This is a genomic window from Micromonospora sp., assembly GCF_048594385.1.
GTDB classification, from domain to species: Bacteria; Actinomycetota; Actinomycetes; order Mycobacteriales; family Micromonosporaceae; genus Micromonospora; species Micromonospora wenchangensis.
The window spans coordinates 19,087-37,164 of sequence record NZ_JBMDWU010000551.1 but is presented as its reverse complement, the minus strand read 5'-3'; the positions used below and the strand labels follow the sequence as shown (position 1 = coordinate 37,164).

The following is an 18,078-nucleotide window of genomic DNA, read 5'->3' as shown; positions in this document are numbered from 1 at the left end:
GGTCGCCGCCACGCCCCGGCGACGCGCAGCGGCTCGTCGAGGCCGCCCGCGAGTACGTCAAGGACGCGTTAGTCCAGGTCCTCCAGGTGCCCCGCGACCGGCTGTGGCTGGACGAGACGTACGAGAACTTCGGGGTCGACTCGTTGACCGTGCCCCGCATCGCCGACCTGCTCGCCGAACGGATGGGGGACCTGCCGGCCACCCTGCTGTTCGAGCACCCGACCATCCGCGAGGTCGCCGACCACCTGGTCGAGCGGTACCCGCAGAGCGTCAGGGGCCTGCTGCCCGCCGAACCCCCGCCCGTGCCGGTGGTCGGTCCGTCGGCACCGTCCGTGCCGGCGGCGACGGTCGAGCCCGCCGAGCGGCCGACGCCGACGCCGGACACCCGGATCGCCGTGATCGGCATGGCCGGCCGGTACCCGCTCGCCGACGACGTCGACACGTTCTGGGCCAACCTGCGGGCCGGCCGGGACTGCGTCCGCGAGGTACCGGCCGACCGCTGGGATCCGTCGGCGGTCTCCGAGGTGGACGGCAGGCCGGTCAGCCGGTGGGGTGGCTTCCTCGACCACATCGACGAGTTCGACCCGCGGTTCTTCCAGATGTCGATGCGTGAGGCGGAACTGACCGACCCGCAGGAGAGACTGTTCCTGCAGACCGCCTGGCACACCCTGGAGGACGCCGGATATCCGCACGGCCGGCTCCGGGGCAGCCGGGTGGGCGTCTACGTCGGCGTCATGTACGGCCACTACCAGCTCCTGGAGGACGAGCGCGGGCTGGCCGGGGGAATGGGCTACGCGTCGATCGCCAACCGGGTGTCGTACGTCCTCGACCTGCACGGCCCGAGCCTGGCCGTCGACACCATGTGCTCGTCGTCCCTGACCGCCATCCATCTCGCCTGTACGGCACTGGCCGCCGGGAACGCGGACTACGCGCTGGTGGGCGGCGTGAACCTCACCCCACATCCGCGCAAGTACCGGCAACTCGCGGCCGGCGGGTTCACCGGCGACACCGGGCGGTGCCGCAGCTTCGCGGCCGGCGGCGACGGCATGGTCCCCGGCGAGGGCGTCGGCGCGGTCCTGCTCAAGCCGCTGGCCGCCGCCGAACGCGACGGTGACCGCATCCTCGGGGTCATCCTCGGCAGCGCCGTCAACCACGGCGGCAAGACCGGCGGGTACGCCGTCCCCAGCCCGGGCGCCCAGAGCGAGGTCGTCACGAGCGCCCTGCGAGCCGCCGGTGTCGACCCGGCCACCGTGTCGTACGTGGAGGCGCACGGCACCGGTACGGCGCTGGGCGATCCCGCCGAGATCGCCGGCCTGACCCGGGTGTTCGGCGACGCCCCCGCCGCATCGATCGCCATCGGCTCGGTGAAGTCGTCCGTCGGTCACCTGGAGTCCGCGGCGGGCATCGCGGGTCTGACGAAGGTGCTGCTGCAGATGCGGGCGGGGGAACTCGCGCCGTCACTGCACGCCGAGGATCTCAACCCGGCCGTCGACTGGGCGGGCGTCCCGTTCCGCGTGCAGCGCGAGGTGGCACCGTGGACCGGCCCGCAGCCACTGCGTGCCGGGGTCAGCGCCTTCGGCGCCGGTGGCTCCAACGCGCACGTCCTGGTCGAGCAGTACCGGGCCGGATCACCCTCCGGCGTCGTACCGGTGCCGGCCGTCTTCCCGTTCTCGGCGCGCGACGCGCAGGCGCTGCGCCGCGTCGTCGAGCGGATGCTGGACCGGTTGCGCGGCGGGGCGGCCGGACCCGGCCTGTCCGAGATCGCGTCGGCCGCCGGGGTGCCGGTCACCGCCGTCGACGAGCCGCTCGACGAACTCGGCCTGGACCCCGCCGTGATCATGCGGCTGGCCGGGCGGGACAGCACCCTGAACGTCGGGGCCGTGCACAGCGGATCGACCCTGCGTCAGCTTGCCGCGGCCCTGCCGGCCGCCGCGGACCTCGACCTCGACCGGCTGGCCTACACGCTCCAGACCGGGCGCGAGGCGATGGCACACCGGCTCGCCGTGGTCGCCCGTCGGCCCGACGAGCTGATCGACCAGCTCGACTCCTTCCTCGCCGGGCGGTCGTCGGGCTGGACCGGGGTGGTCACCGCGGAGCCCGGCCCCCCGGTCGCGCCGGGCCCGGACCCGCGCGACGTCGCACGCCGCTGGGTGGCCGGCGAGGTGATCGACTGGCGGGGGACGCCCGGCCGCGGACCGGAGCCGCTGTCGCTGCCCGGGTACCCGTTCGAGCGGGTCCGCTGCTGGATCCGCTCCGCCGCGCCGACGGCCGCCACGCCGGTGCCGGGCCGGCCGACCGGCCCGCGCCGCCCCGCGCTGGACACCGTGCTGCGACTGGTCAGCGGAATCAGTGGCTATCCGGTGACCGACCTCGACCCGGATGCGTCGTTCCACGATCACGGGCTCGACTCGCTGGCGCTGCTGAGGCTGGCCGGTGACGTCGCCGCCGCGTTCGGGGTGCCGGTCGGCCCGGACCAGCTGCTGGCCACCCCGACCGCCAAGGCCCTGGCCGAGTGGCTCACCCGCGACGACCCGGGTGCGGCACCGGATCCGTCCGGTCCGCCCGGGACGGACGATCCGGTGGTGATCGTCGGCATGGCCGGGGTGCTGCCGGGCTCCGCCGATCTGGACGAGTTCTGGGCCAACCTGGAACGTGGCGGGGACCTCTTCTCCGACGTGCCGGCCGACCGGTGGGACGTGCGGGAGCACCACGGCGATCCCGCCGGCCACCCGGAACACACCCGGGTGACCCGGGCCGGTTTCATCGCCGACGTCGACCGGTTCGACCCGCTGTTCTTCGGCATCTCCCCCCGGGAGGCCCGCTGGATGGACCCGCGGCAGCGGTTGCTGATGCGTACGGTGTGGGCTGCGCTGGAGGACGCCGGCATCGACCCCGGCGACCTGGCCGGCACCGACACCGGGCTCTTCGTGGGCGTCGGTTCCTCCGAATACGCCGAGCTGATCCAGCGTTCCGGTACCGCCACCGACGCCTACTCGTCGACCGGTCTCGCCCCGTCGATGCTGGCCAACCGCATCTCCTACCAGCTCGACCTGCACGGTCCCAGTGAACCGGTGGACACCGCCTGTTCCAGTTCGCTCGTCGCGCTGCACCGGGCGGCGGAGGCGCTGCGCCTGGGACGGTGCGGCACCGTCATCGTCGCCGGTGTCAGCCTGATGCTGTCTCCGGTCACGTTCGCCTCGCTGGAACGCGCCGGGATGCTCAGCCCGGACGGTGTCGGTCGGGCGTTCGACGCCGACGCGGCCGGCTACGTACGCGGCGAGGGGGTCGGCGTCGTGGTACTCACCCGGCTCAGCCGGGCCCGGGCCGACGGCAACCCGATCCTGGCGGTGCTACGTGGCAGCGCGGTGAACCACGGCGGCCGGGCCAACTCGTTGACCGCACCCAACCCGCGCGCCCAGGCCGAGGTGATCCGACAGGCGCACCGGGAGGCGGCGGTCGACCCGCGGACGATCGGATACCTGGAGACGCACGGCACCGGCACCGTCATCGGTGACCCCGCCGAGACCAACGGGTTGCGCGAGGCGTTCGCCGACCTCTACCGCGACTGGGGCCACGAGGCGTCGGCCCGGCCGCACTGCGCCCTCGGGGCGCTGAAGAACACCATCGGCCATCTCGAACCGGCGGCGGGGATCGCCGCCGTGCTGCGGGTCCTGCTGTCGCTGCGGCACGGCCGGATCACCGGCGACCCGCACGGGCCGCGGCAGAACCCGCACCTGGGTCTGCAGGGCACCCCGTTCGAGTTGGCGACGGGGCTGCGGGAGTGGCCGCCGCCCGCGCCGGCAGTGCCACGCCGCGCCGGGGTGAGCGCCTTCGGGTACGGCGGAGCCAACGCCCACGTCGTGCTCGAGGAGTACCCGAGCGCGCAGCCGCACCCGCCGGCGGGACCGGTGGTGTTCGTCCTGTCCGCCAGGGACGGCGACCGGCTGCGGGCGTACGCACGTGCCTTCGCCGACCGGCCGGACCGGTGGGCGCACGACCTGGCGGGTACCGCGTACACCCTGCAGGTGGGGCGTGGGGCGTACGCCGAGCGGCTGGCGTTCGTCACGGACTCCGCCGAGCACGCCGTCACCACGCTGCGTCGATTCCTCGCCGGTGACACCACCGGTCTGCACACCGGGCGGGTCGAGCGGGGCGCAGGCGGTGACCCGTACGACGGCCACGGCGACGACGAGACGGCTGCCGCCTGGGTACGGGGCGCGCGGGTGGACTGGCGTCGCCGGTGGGTGGACCGGCCCCGTCGACGGTCCCTGCCGACGTACCCGTTCGCGCGGGAACGGCACTGGTTCACCGACGGCACGACGGCCCCGCCGATCAGCTACTTCACGGCGACCTGGCGGGACGAGGCGGTCCCGGCGCCCGGGGAGCACCCGGGCCGGGTGCTGGTCCTGGGTGACCTGCCGGTGCCGGGCGCGGTGCACGTCGTGGCGGGCACCGAGTACCGCGACGAGGGCACGGTGGTCACCATCCGGCCCGGCGAGCAGGACGACTACGCCCGGCTGCTCGCCGACCCACCGACCCGGATCGTGCACCAGTGGCCACTGCTCACACCCGGCCGCGACGACCTGGGGATCGAGGCGATGTTCCGGATCGTCAAGGAGCTGACGGCCCACGGCACCCGTGCCCCGGCCCGGATCCAGGTGCTGGTGCCGGAGGGCCCCCACGCCGAGGCGTGGGGCGGGTTCGACGTGTCGTTGCGGGCCGCGCTGCCGGGAACGAACGTCAGCGTCGTACGGGTCGAGGGCCCCACCGGTACCGACGAACTACTCGCCGAGATCGCCGCGCACCGGCTGTCGGGTCCGGCCGTACGGGTGTCGGCGACCGGCCGCACGGTCCGGGTGCTCAGCGAGATCCCCGCTGAGGCGGTCCTGCCCTCGCCGCTGCGCGACGGTGGCGTCTACCTGATCACCGGCGGTCTGGGCGGCCTCGGCGTGCTGCTGACCCGCACGCTGCTGTCGCGCGGCGCCCGGGTCGCGCTGACCGGCCGTTCGCCGGCCGCCGAGCGGAACGGAGCGCTGGCGGAGCTGCGTGCCCACGGCGACGTCGGGTACCACCAGGCGGCCGTCGACGACCGCGCCGCCATGGCCCGTGTCGTGGCGGAGGTGACCGCCACCTGGGGCCCCCTCGACGGGGTCTTCCACCTGGCCGGCACCGTGTCGCGCACCCCGCTGCCCGGCAAGGGCCTCGACGAGTTCCGTGCGCACCTGCGGGCCCGGCTCACCGGGACCGCGGTTCTCGACGAGGTCACCCGCGACCAGCCGCTGGACGTGTTCGTGCTCTACTCGTCGCTGGCCGGGCAGCTCGGTGACTACGGTCTCCTGGACTACGCGGTCGGTGCCCGGTACCTCGACGGGTTCGCCACCGCGCGGGAACGGGAGCGCCGCGCCGGACGCCGACGTGGTCGTACCGTGTCGGTGGACTGGCCGATGTGGCGTGCCGGCGGCATGCACGTGGACGCCGGGGACGAGCGCCGCTACCTGGCCGCCACCGGCTTCCGCTACCTGGAGGCGGCAGAGGGCGGGCAGGTGCTCGACCTGGTGCTGCGCCTCGACCGTGACCAGGTGGCCGTCCTGCCCGGTGAGCCGGCCGCGATGCGGGAACTGGTGGCCGGGATGCGCCTGCGTGAGGACGGCTGCCCGGTGCCGTCGTCCGGCGCGCTCGTCGCTCCCGCTGCTCCGGGCCCGCACGCCGCTCCCGCCGCCCCCGGGCCGGATGCCGCACCGGGGCCGTACGTCGCTCCCGGGCCGGACGTCGCTTCCGGGCCGTACGTCGCTCCCGGGCCGGAGCTGGTCGGGCAGGTCCGCGGGTTGGTCGGCGAGATCCTCGGGATCGCCCCGTCCACACTCGACCCGGAGGCCGGCTTCGGCGAGTACGGCCTGGACTCCTTCGGCCTGCAGAACCTGGCCGCGGCGCTGGCCGTCCGCTACGACGTGGCCGTGCCGACCACGACGCTGTTCGCCGCCAACACCATCACGAAACTCGCCGCGCACCTCGCGGCCGAGCTACCCGCGACCCCGACCGGCGCGCCGGTCGTACCCGAGCCGGTCGTATCCGGGCCGGTCGCACCCGAGCCGGTCGTCGCACCCGTACCCGTATCCGGGACCGCCGCCTCGGCACCGGCCGTCCACGAGCCGGTCGCGATCATCGGCCTCGCCGGGCGGCTGCCCGGCGCCGACGACCTGGAATCCTTCTGGCAGCACCTCGCGGCCGGCCGGGACCTGATCACCGAGACGCCCGCCGACCGGTGGGACTGGCGGGAGGTCGCCCGTCGCTTCGGCGGCACCGCCCGCTGGGGTGGCTTCCTGACCGACGTGGACCTGTTCGACCCGCTGTTCTTCCGCATCTCACCGGCCGAGGCGCAGGTCATCGACCCGCAGCACCGCCTGTTCCTGGAGCAGACGTGGGCTGCGCTGGAGGACGCGGGATGTCGCCCGGACCGGCTCGCGGGTGGCCGGGTGTGCGTCTTCGCCGGGGTGCAGTTCACCGACTACGAGTCGATGGTGCTCAACGGCGAGCACGTCAACGCGCACGCCGGCACCGGACTGGCCCGCACCATGCTGGCCAACCGCATCTCGTACCTGCTCGACCTGCGGGGCCCGAGCGAGAGCATCGACACCGCCTGCTCCAGCTCGCTGGTCGCCCTGCACCGCGCCGTCCGGTCGTTGCGCGCGGGGGAGAGCGACCTGGCCATCGCCGGTGGGGTGAGCCTCGTGCTGTCCCCGCAGACCGTCGTCGCCGGCAACCAGCTCGGGGTGCTCGCGCCCGACGGCCGGTGCAAGACGCTCGACGAGCGGGCCGACGGCTACGTCAAGGGGGAGGGCGTCGGTGTCGTCGTCCTCAAGACGCTGTCCCGGGCCCTCGCCGACGGCGACCGGGTGCACGCGGTCATCCGCGGCAGCGCGGTCAACCACGGTGGCCGCGCCTCGTCACTCACCTCACCGAACCCTCTCGCACAGGCGGATCTGCTGGTCGAGGCGTACCGGGACGCGGACGTGCCGATCGAGACGGTGTCCTACGTCGAGCTGCACGGCACCGGCACCGCACTCGGTGACCCCGTCGAGATCGACGGCCTGGTCCGGGCCCACCGGACGCTGGCCGTCGGGCCCCCGGTCACCTGCGGCATCGGCACGGTCAAGAGCAACATCGGGCACCTGGAACCCGCCGCGGGCATCGCGGGCGTGATCAAGGTGGTGCTGGCGATGCGGCACCGACAGCTTCCGCCGACGCTGCACCTCTCCCGGCTCAACCCGCTGATCGAGCTGACCGGCACGCCGTTCGAGCCGGTCCGGCAGACCCGCCGGTGGGAGCCGCGCGACACCGACGGCACCTGCGTGCCGCTGCGCGCCGGAGTCAGCTCGTTCGGCTTCGGCGGGGTCAATGCCCACGTCGTGCTGGAGGAGCCACCCACGCCCGCGCCGGCACCGCCGGACACCGGACCGGAGGTGTTCCTGCTGTCGGCACGCGACGAGGCCGCCCTGCACCGGTACGCCAGAGCGACCTGGACGTTCCTGGGGGACCAGCAGCCCGCCCTGTCGTCGCTGGCCCACACCTCGCAGGTGGGCCGGGTCCCGATGGCGGTGCGTCTGGCCTTGGTCTGCACGTCCGTGGCGCAGTTGCGGGACCTGCTCGCCGCGTTCCTGGCCGGCGACCTCGCGGCGGGCACCGTCGCCGGCGACCACGACTGGCTCACCGAGCCGGAGGGCGTCAGCTATCTGCGGCGGCTGGCCCGCGAGGGGCGGCTCGACCGGATCGCGCGGTTGTGGCAGGACGGCGCGGCCATCGACTGGGCCGCGCTGCGCACCGATCGACCTGCCCTCACCTCGATGCCGACATACCCGTTCGCGCGGGAACGGCACGGGCTTCCCACCGGGTCCGACCCGGCGTCGGAGGATTCCCGGCGGCTGCTGGTCAAGGCGTGGGAGCCGGCGTCGCTGCCGTCCGCGTCGGCACCGGACGCACCGGTGGTCCTGGTCGGTGCCGAGACCGAGGCGTTCGCGCTGGCGGCGTTCGGGGAGACCGCGCGGGTGGTCCGGCTGGACGACACCACCGAGGAGACCGGCCTACGGGCCGCCACCGCGATCGGCCGGGCAACGGTCGTGGTGGACCTCGTCGACCTGTCCGCGGTCGCGGTGGCCGAGGTGCACGTCGACTGGGCACGCATCGTGCTGGCCCGGGAGCTGGTCGCGGCGAACCGGACCACCGGACTGGCCTACCTGCACCTGACGCGGGGGCTGGTGACCTTCGGCGTCGAGAACCCGACGCTGCGGGGAGCAGCGTTCGCCGGTCTGGTCCGGATGCTCACCGCCGAGTACCCCGCCGTGTCCGCCCGTACCGTCGACGTCGATGTCACGGACCCGGAGGTGGTGCGCGACGTGGTCGCCGCGGAGCTGGCGGCGACCGATCAGGTCACCGAGGCGTGCGTGCGCGACGGCCTCCGGTACACACCGGTGCTGCGGCCGGTGGACGCCTCTCCGGCACCGGCCCGGTGGTCGGCCACGCTGGCCGGTCAACCGGTGGTGATCACTGGCGGAACCGGTGCGCTCGGCCGGCTGCTGGCTGCGGAACTCCTCGCGCGGGGCGCGGACCGGCTGGTGCTGCTCGGGCAGTCGCCACTGCCCGCCCGGGAGACCTGGGCGGCCCTGATCGCCGCCGCGGACACCGATCCGGACCTGGCCGCCCGGCTCCGCGACCTCACCGCGCTGGAGCGCCCCGGGGTGCACCTGATGATCGAGAGCACCCCGCTGGAGCGCGTCGGGCAGGTGCTCGACCGGGTGCGGCGGCAGTGGGGTCCGATCGCCGGCCTCGTGCACTGTGCCGGGCTGGGGGTGATGACCGACCCCGCGTTCATCGGCAAGCGCACCGCCGACATGCGCGCGGTGCTGGAACCGAAGACGACAGGCCTGCAGGCGGTGCTCGACGCGTGCGCGGACGACCCGCTGCGCTTCGTGGTGCTGTACTCGTCGGTCGCCGGCCAGGTGCCCACCCTGGCCGTCGGGATGAGCGACTACGCGCTGGCCAACTCGGTGCTGGACCGGGTGGCCGAGTACCGGACCGCCACCGGCACGGGTGCTCCGGTCTTCCGGTCGGTGCAGTGGCCGAGCTGGCAGGCGGCCGGCATGCCGGAGGTGGACACCCCGGCCTACCACGCCCGAGGGCTGCTGGCGCTGGCCCCGCGAGACGGCCTGGCGCTGCTGGACGCGGCGCTGGCCGGACCCGACCCGGTCGTGCTGCCGTGCGTCGTGGACGCCTCCCGGTTCGCCGCGCGTGCCCTCCTGGAGGTCACCCCGTCCGCGGCCGCGACCCCGTCCGCGCCGGCCGCCGCTGCCGTCCAGGCGCTGCCGGCGGGGCACGGGATCCGCTCCGGCGACCACGGGGTACGACGGCTCACCGAGGTCTTCGCGGCGACGTTGCGCCTGGACGCCGCGCAGATCCCGCCCGACGCCGATTTCGCCGACCTCGGCGTGGACTCCATCATGATCGCCCAACTGCTCGCCGCCCTGGAGCGCGACCTCCAGGTGGTCGTCGAGCCGTCGGTGCTGCTGGAGAACCCCACCATCGCCCAGCTGAGCACCGCCCTGACCCGCGTACTGCCGGAGGAGCCGGTGCCCACGGAGCCGCAACCGGAGCGCGGGACGCAACCGGGGCACGGGCCGCAACCGGGGCACGGGCCGCAACCGGAGCGCGGGACGCGACCGGCCCCGAGGACGCCGCAGGCGCGGGGGATCGCCGTGGTGGGCATCGCCGCACACTTCCCCGGCGCCCCCGACCACGCCACCTTCTGGCGCAACCTGGTCGACGGGGTGGACTCGGTGACCGAGGTGCCGCCGTCCCGCTGGGACGTGGACCGCTTCTGGCACCCGGTCCAGCAGCCCGGCAGAACCGTCAGCAAGTGGGGCGGGTTCCTGGACGCCATCGAGGACTTCGACCCGGAGTTCTTCCGCCTCGACCCGGCCGGCGCCGCCCACGTCGATCCGCTGGTGCGGCAGTTCCTGGAGGCCGGAGCCGAGTGCATGGCCGACGCGGGCCTGACACCCGCCGACGTGGCCGGCCGCCGGGTGGGGGTCTTCGCCGGTGCCCGGGTGGCGAACTTCGGCGCCCACCACACGGCCGCGACCACCCATTCGATCAGCGGCATGGCGCAGAACTTCATCGCCGCGCATCTCTCGCACTACCTGGACGTGCACGGTCCGGCCATGGTCGTCGACAGCGCCTGCTCCTCCGGGCTGGTCGCGGTGCACCTCGCCGTGCAGAGCCTGCGGGCCGGCGAAACCGACACGGCACTCGCCGGCGGCGTCGAGATCCTGCTCGACGAGGTGCCGTTCGTCGGCATGAGCGGTGCCGGGGCGCTGTCACCCACCGGCCGGTGCCACACCTTCGACGAGCGCGCCGACGGCATCGTCCTCGGTGAGGGCGTGGGCGTCCTGCTGCTCAAGCGGGTCGAGGACGCGATCCGCGACGGCGACCGGGTGTACGCGGTCATCGAGGGCAGCGCCGTCAACAACGACGGCCGCACCATGGGCATCACCACACCGAACCCCCGGGCGCAGCGCGAGGTCATCGAGTCCGCGCTCGCCGTCGCCGGCGTGTCCCCGGCGCTGCTCGGCTACGTCGAGGCGCACGGCACCGGCACCATGATCGGCGATCCGATGGAGTTGAAGGCGTTGACCGAGGTGTTGCGCGACGCCACGGACGAGGTCGGGTTCTGCGGCGTGGGGAGCGTGAAGACCAACATCGGGCATACGCTCAGCGCCGCCGGGATCGCCGGCCTGATCAAGACGGTCCTGTCCGTGCACCACGGGCAGCTGCCGCCCACCCTGCACTGCGCGACGCTCAACCGGCGCTTCGAGTTCGACAGGTCACCACTGTTCCCGGTCCGCGAGCTGCGCGACTGGACCGGACGCGACGGCATACGCCGGGCCGGGGTCAGCTCGTTCGGCTTCGGCGGCACCAACGCCCACGTGGTGGTGCGCCAGGCGCCGCACAGCCAGGCCCGGGTGCGTGAACCGCTGGAGCCACCGCGGTACCGGCGACGCCGGTTCTGGTTCGACGGACCGGTGCCGACGTCGGCCAACGGCCACGGGAACGACCACGGCCCGGAGTCGCTCGCGCCGTTCTTCGAGATCCAGTTCTAGTGCGCGGGGGAGAAGGTCCGGTGGACTCCTTGGATGGTCTGGCCTGCACCGTCGTCATCCGAAGCAGCGATCCCGTGGTGCGCGACCACCGCATCCACGGCACCCGGATCGTGCCCGGAGTGTCCTTCCTCGACATCATCTTCCGGGTGGTGCGGGCGCGCGGCGTCGACCCGGACGGCGTCGAGCTACGCCGGGTGTTGTTCCGCAACCCGGTCGCCGCCGGCCCGGACTTCGACACGGAACTGACGGTGCGTTTCGCCCGCGGCGACGGTCACTTCCGGGTGTCGGTCACCGGGACGCGTCGCCCCCACGGGGACAGCGAACCGGTGCTGGACTGCCAGCTGCACCTGGGCCTGCCGTTCCCGCGACGGCGTCGGGACCTGCCCGCACTGCGGGCCACGGCGCGGCAGACCGTCGACATGACCGAGCTGTACGCCACGGCCCGCGCCACCGGCATCGAACACGGCGAGTTCATGCGCGCCCTCGGCACCCTGTACGTCGGACCGGACGAACTGCTCGCCGAACTGTCGCTGAGCCCACCGGCCGCCGGCTACGCCGGGTACTTCCACCTGCACCCCGCCGCGCTCGACTCCTCGACCCTGCTGCCCACCCGGTTCGCCACCGCCCCGCCGGGTGCCGAGGCGCGCCCGTACGTGCCGATGCTGATCGAATCGGTCCGGGCCCGGGGCCCGCTGGGCGCCCGGACCCTGGTGCACGCCACCCCGCCGCGTCCGGCCGGCCCGGATGGGGACCTCACCACCTGCGACCTGGAGTTCCATGCCGAGGATGGGACCGTTGTGGCATGGTTGCACGGGCTGACGTCCAAGCGGATCCGCGACACGGCGGCCATCACCCGTCTCGACGCACGCCCTCCGGCCGTACCGGACACCGGGCGGGTCGTCCGGGAGCTGATCGAGGCGAGGCTCGGTCGCCCGGACTTCGACGAGACGGCCGGGTTCTACGAGCTCGGCATGGACTCCTCGGTGTTGCTGGGCATCGCGGCCGACCTGGAGCAGACGTTCGGTGTCGACTTCTCCCCGACCCTGCTGTTCGAACACAACACGTTCGCCCTGCTGGCCGACCATCTGCGGGGGTTCGCGGCGGTGTCCACGCCGCCCACGGCACCGGCCGCCGAGATCCCGGTCCCGGCCGAGACGGTGTGGTTCGAGTCGGTCTGGCGTCCGGCTCCGCTGCCGCCCGGACCGCCTCCGGCCCGGGTGGTCACCATCGGGGCGCACACCCGGGCCCGGTGGCCGGACGCGATCGGACCCACCTCCGCCACCGGGGTGGTGTGGCAGCCCGTCGACCCGTCGGACCTCACCGGTGAGGCGGTCGCCCTGACCGAGTTCCTCAGGGCCGCGTCCGACGCCGGCCGGGACGCCCTGCGGCTGGTCTGCCACGTCGAGGACGACGACGCGCCCGTAGCGGCGGTCACCGGCCTGTTCCGGACCCTGCTGCGGGAGAGGCCGGAAACCCGGGCCGCGGTGGTCCGTTCGCCGCACCGGTCCGACGCGCTGGCCGAACTCGCGGCCGGACTGCCCGACGTGGAGGTGCGGTACGTCGACGCCACGCGGCAGGTCCGTGTCGTCCGCACGATGCCGGAGCCGCAGGGCGGCGGCTCGCTGCGGCAGCACGGCGTCTACCTGATCACCGGAGGTCTCGGCGGGGTGGGCCTCGCCCTGGCCCGGCACCTGGCCCGGTCGGTCCGGGCACGGCTCGTGCTCGGCGGACGCACGGGCGCGGACCCGTCCGTGGTCGGCGAGCTGACCGCTCTCGGCGCCGAGGTGCTCACCGTCGTGATGGATGTGACCAGGGCGGATGATGTGCACCGGGCGGTGCGCGCCGCCGTCGACCGCTTCGGTGCCCTGCACGGGGTCGTGCACGCCGCCGGGGTGCTGCGCGACGGGCTCCTGGCGGGAAAACGGGCCGAGGACGTCCGTGCGGTGCTCGCCCCGAAGGTCGACGGCGCGCGTCACGTCGAGGCGGCCACCCGGCACCTCACCCTGGACTTCCTGGTGCTGTGTTCCTCCACCGCCGGCACCTGGGGCAACCCCGGTCAGGCCGACTACGCGTGCGCGAACGCCTTCCTGGACCTGTTCGCCGGCAGCCGCCGCGACATCGTGTCGGTGGGGTGGCCGGCCTGGGCGGAGGGCGGCATGCCGGTCGACGCCGCCGGGCTGCGCCGGATGGGGCTGCGGGCGATGGACACCCCGCTCGCGGTCGACGTGCTGCTACGGGCGGTGGGCAGCGGCCGCTCCCACGTCGTGGTCCTGACCGGGGACGCGACCCGGATAGCCGCCGCGTTCACGCCGGACGATGCCCCGGCCGACACCCCGGCAGCGGTGACGGCCGGACCGGCCCCCGACGGCGACGACGCGACCCCCGACGGCGACGACGCGGCCCCCGACGGCGACGAGGCGACCCCCGACGGCGACGACGCGGTGGCCGTCGTGGGGATCAGCGGCCGCTACCCGATGGCCCGCGACCTGGACGAGTTCTGGGTGAACCTGCGCGACGGCCGCGACTGTGTCACGACGGTGCCCGCGGACCGGTGGGACCACTCGGCGATCTACTCCGAGGACCGGCGGACGCCCGGCAGGTCGTACGGCAGGTGGGGCGGATTCCTCGATGGCGTCGACGAGTTCGACGCCGGGTTCTTCCACGTCTCGCCGAAGGAGGCGGCCGTGCTCGACCCGCAGGAGCGGCTGTTCCTGCAGGAGTCGTGGCACGCGTTCGAGGAGGCCGGTCATGCGCCGTCGGCCTGGCGCGGCCGGTCCGTGGGCGTGTTCGCCGGTGTGATGTACAACCAGTACCAACTGTACGGCGTCGACGCGGCGCCCGAACCGGTGCCCTCGTCGTTCAGCGCGTCGATCGCCAACCGGGTGTCGTACTTCCTGGACCTGCGCGGCCCCAGCATCGCCCTGGACAGCATGTGCTCGTCCTCACTCACCACGTTGCACCTGGCCGTCGAAGCCATCCGCCGGGGGGAGTGCGAGGCGGCCCTGGCCGGTGGCGTCAACCTGGCCGTGCACCCGAACAAGTACCTGTTGCTGAGCCAGTCCTCCTTCCTGTCCAGCGACGGGCGTTGCCGCGCCTTCGGCGAGGACGGGGACGGCTACGTGCCCGGCGAAGGGGTGGGCGTGGTGCTGCTGCGCCCGCTGCGGGACGCGGTGCGCGACGGTGACCACGTGCACGCGGTCATCCGGGGGACCGCGGTGAACCACGGCGGCCGTACCGCCGGCTTCTCCGTGCCGAACCCGGCGTCCCAGGCGGCCCTGATCGCCGCCTCGATCCGACACGCCGCGGTGGACCCCGACGACCTGGGCTACCTGGAGGCGCACGGCACCGGCACCAGCCTCGGCGACCCGATCGAGGTGGCCGCGCTGGAGCAGGCGTTCGACCGGATCGGGGCCGGCCGTGGACCATGGCCGCTCGGATCGGTCAAGTCGAACATCGGGCATCTGGAGTCGGCCGCCGGCATCGCGGCGCTCACCAAGGTCGTGCTCCAGTTGCGCCACCGGGAACTGGTGCCCTCGCTGCACGCCGACCCGCCGAGCAGCGCGGTGCGGTGGGAGACCTCCCGGTTCCGGGTGCAGCGCGAGCGGGCGCCCTGGCCGGGCCGTGCGCACGGGCACCGGGCCGCAGCGATCAGCTCGTTCGGTGCGGGCGGGGCCAACGCGCACGTCGTCCTCGCCGAGTGGCCCGCACCGCCGGCCGTACCGGAACCGGCTGCGCCGCGCCTGTTCATGGTGTCCGCCCGGGACACCGTCCGCCTCGACGAGACCGTCGGCCGGCTCGTGCACCACCTGGAGAACACCGGTGGGGACGTGGCCGCGACGGTGAGCGCGTTGCTGGCCCAGGCCGGTGCACCGACGGCGCTACCGGACGAGCCGTTCGTGGAGTTGGGACTGGACTTTCCGCGACTGACCGATCTCGCCCACCGTGTCGAGCAGGTGTTCGGGACCTGCCCGGCGATCGACGGGGAGACCACCGCCGCCGGCCTCACGGCCGCCCTGGCCACGGCAACCGTCGCCGTGGATCCGGGCGCGCTGGCGTACACGTTGTGGGCCGGCCGCGAGCACTTCGACGAGCGGCTCGCCGTCGTGGCCACGACCACCGCCGAACTCGTGGCGGCGCTGCGTACCGGTGACGGCTGTCATCGGGGTCGCCGGCGGGGGGCGGCCGGTGCGGCGGCGGGGGACGACCTGGCGGCACTCGCCGCCGCGTGGGTGACCGGGGCCGAGATCACCCCGCCGCTGCCCGCCCGCCCACGCCGGCTCTCCCTGCCCGGCTACCCGTTCGCCCGGGACCGGCACTGGGTCGCCACCGGCGGCGGTCCGGGCCGGTCCCGGCCCGCCCCGGTGGAGCTGCCCGACCTGGTGGAGCTGCCCGACGGCCACGTCCTGCTGGCCAGGGTCTCCCAGGACGATCACGCCTGGCTGGTCGACCACACCGTCGACGGGACCACGCTGGTCCCCGGCACGTTCTTCGTCGACCTGGCCCTGCGGGCCGGCGACCGGCTCGGCCGGCCGGTGGTCGCCGAGTTGGTGCTCGAGACGCCGCTGCCGTTCGGCGACACCGACGTGCGGCTCACCGTGGCCCTGCCCGGCGACGACGGGCGGCGCGCCTTCGAGGTACACGCCCGTGCCGTCGGGGAGCCGACCTGGATCCGGCATGCGACAGGCCTGCTCGCCCCCGTCGACACCGCCGCGACCGAGCCGCCACCGCTGCCCGGCGACGCCGAGGAGGTCGACCTCGGCGGCTTCTACGACCGGCTGCCCGGCTACGGTCCCGCCTTCCGGGGCCTGCTGCGCGCCTGGCGGGCCGGCGACGCGGTGTACGCGGACGTCTGCGTGCCCGGCGGCGACGCCGGCCCGTACGCCCTGCACCCGGTCCTGCTCGACGCCGCGCTGCACGCGGTGGCCCTGGGCGGATTCGTCCCCGACGAGCGGGCGTACCTGCCGTTCGCCTGGTCCTCGGTCCGGGTCGCCACGACCGGGGCGGTCACCGCGCGCGCCTGCGTCACCCCGGTCCGGGCGGGCACCGTCGCGGTGCGGCTCACCGACGCCACCGGCGGGCTCCTCGCCTCGGTGGACGCGGTGACCCTGCGGCCGTCCGGGGCCCCGGACAGCCCGCTGTACCGCGGCGACTGGGTGCCCCTCGACGACCTCCCGCCCGCCGGCCCGCCCGGCCGGTGTGCCGTCGTGGGCCCCGACCGCCCCGGCGTCGGCGCGTCGCTCACCGCGGCCGGTGTGACAGTGACCCGCGCCGACACCCTGGCGCAACTGTCCGAGGTCCCCGAGGTGGTGATCGCGCCCGTCGCCGGGGCCGGATCGTCGGCGGACGCCGCGCTCGTGGTGACCCGGGAGGTGCTCGCCCAGGCACGGCACTGGCTCGAACACGACCGGTTCGGTGCCGCGCGGCTGGTCTTCGTCGCCACCGACCCGGACCCGACGACGGCCGCCGCGTGGGGACTGCTGCGTTCGGCGCAGTCGGAGCATCCGGGCCGGTTCACCCTCGTCGAGCTCGACGGGGCGGCGGGTACCCCGGACGCCCTGCTGCGGGCGCTGGCCACGGACGAGCCGCAACTCGCGGTCAGGGACGGTCGGGTCCTGACGCCCCGGCTGGTCCGCGTCCCCGTGACCGGGCCGGTGCCACCGCGCGAGCGGGGCACGCTGCTCGTCACCGGCGGCAGCGGTGGCCTCGCCGTCCCCGTGGTACGTCACCTGGTCGCCCGGCACGGGGTCACCGACGTGCTGCTGGTCAGCCGCGGTGGCCTGGTCCCCGCCGGACTCTCCGGCCTGGACGTCCGCGTCGAGGCCGCCGCCTGCGACGTCGGTGACCGCGCGGCGCTGACCGCGCTGCTGGCTGGTCGCACGGTCAGCACGGTGGTGCACGCCGCCGGGGTGCTCGACGACGGCGTGGTGACCGCGCTGGACGCCACCCGACTGGAGAACGTGTGGCGGGCCAAGGCCACCGGCGCCGACCGGCTGACCGAGCTGCTGCCGGACGCCGAGACGGTGTTCTTCTCCTCGGTGGCAGGTGTGCTCGGTGGACCCGGCCAGGGCAACTACGCGGCAGCCAACGCGTACCTCGACGCGCTGGCCCGGTACCGGGTCGCTGAGGGCGGACGGGTGGTCTCGGTGGCCTGGGGCCCCTGGGACCTCGACGACGGCATGACCGCCGACCGGGACCGGCTCGCCCGCGCGGGCCTCGACCGGCTGACGGTCGACGCCGGACTGCACCTGCTGGACACCGCCCTGGCCGGCACGCAACCGGACGTGGTCGCGCTGCGGCTGCACACCCGGGCCTCAGCGGTCGTACCCCCGATGTTGCGTGGCCTGCTGACCGACGCGCCGGCAGGTACGGTCGATCCCGGTCTGCGCGGGCCGGGCCTGGCCGAACTGAGCCCGGCCGTGCGACGGGCCCGCCTCGCCGGCCTGGTCCGCGGTGAGGCCGCCGCCGTGCTTGGGTACGCCGGAGCCGGCGCGGTCGATCCGGAACGCTCCTTCCAGGAACTCGGATTCGACTCGTTGAGCTCGGTGGAGTTCCGCAACCGCCTCGGCGCGGCGCTCGGACTGGCGCTGGAGGCCACCCTCGTCTTCGACCACCCCACCCCCGGTGACCTGGTGGAGCACCTCGCCGGCCGCTTCGGCGACGCCACCGGGGCCGATGAACTGCCGACCCTCATCGCCGACTTCGACCGCGTCGCCGTCGGCCTGACCGGGGCGGCGGCCACCGACGACGTGTCCCGTACCCGGGTGGTGCAGCGGGTACGGGACCTGCTCACCGCCCTCACCCCTGCCCCCGGCGCCGCCCCGCTGGACGTGTTCGCCGCCGCGACGGACGACGAGGTGTTCGCCATGATCGACGCCGAGCTCGGCAGCCCCGTTGCGGGTCAGGAGGACCGATGACCACCGAGGACAAG

At 74.5% G+C, this 18,078-nt stretch carries 2 protein-coding genes; both read left to right on the top strand.

What is annotated here, in order from left to right:
* Positions 1-11,150: SDR family NAD(P)-dependent oxidoreductase (locus ACOJTC_RS29280; protein ID WP_420119304.1), on the top strand; the 11,150-nt coding region annotated here is incomplete at its 5' end.
* Positions 11,151-11,170: 20 nt separating this feature from the next.
* On the top strand, positions 11,171-18,064 hold the full coding sequence (locus ACOJTC_RS29275; protein ID WP_420119303.1) for an SDR family NAD(P)-dependent oxidoreductase: 6,894 nt from the start codon (positions 11,171-11,173) through the stop codon (positions 18,062-18,064).
* The last annotated feature ends 14 nt before the right edge of the window (positions 18,065-18,078 follow it).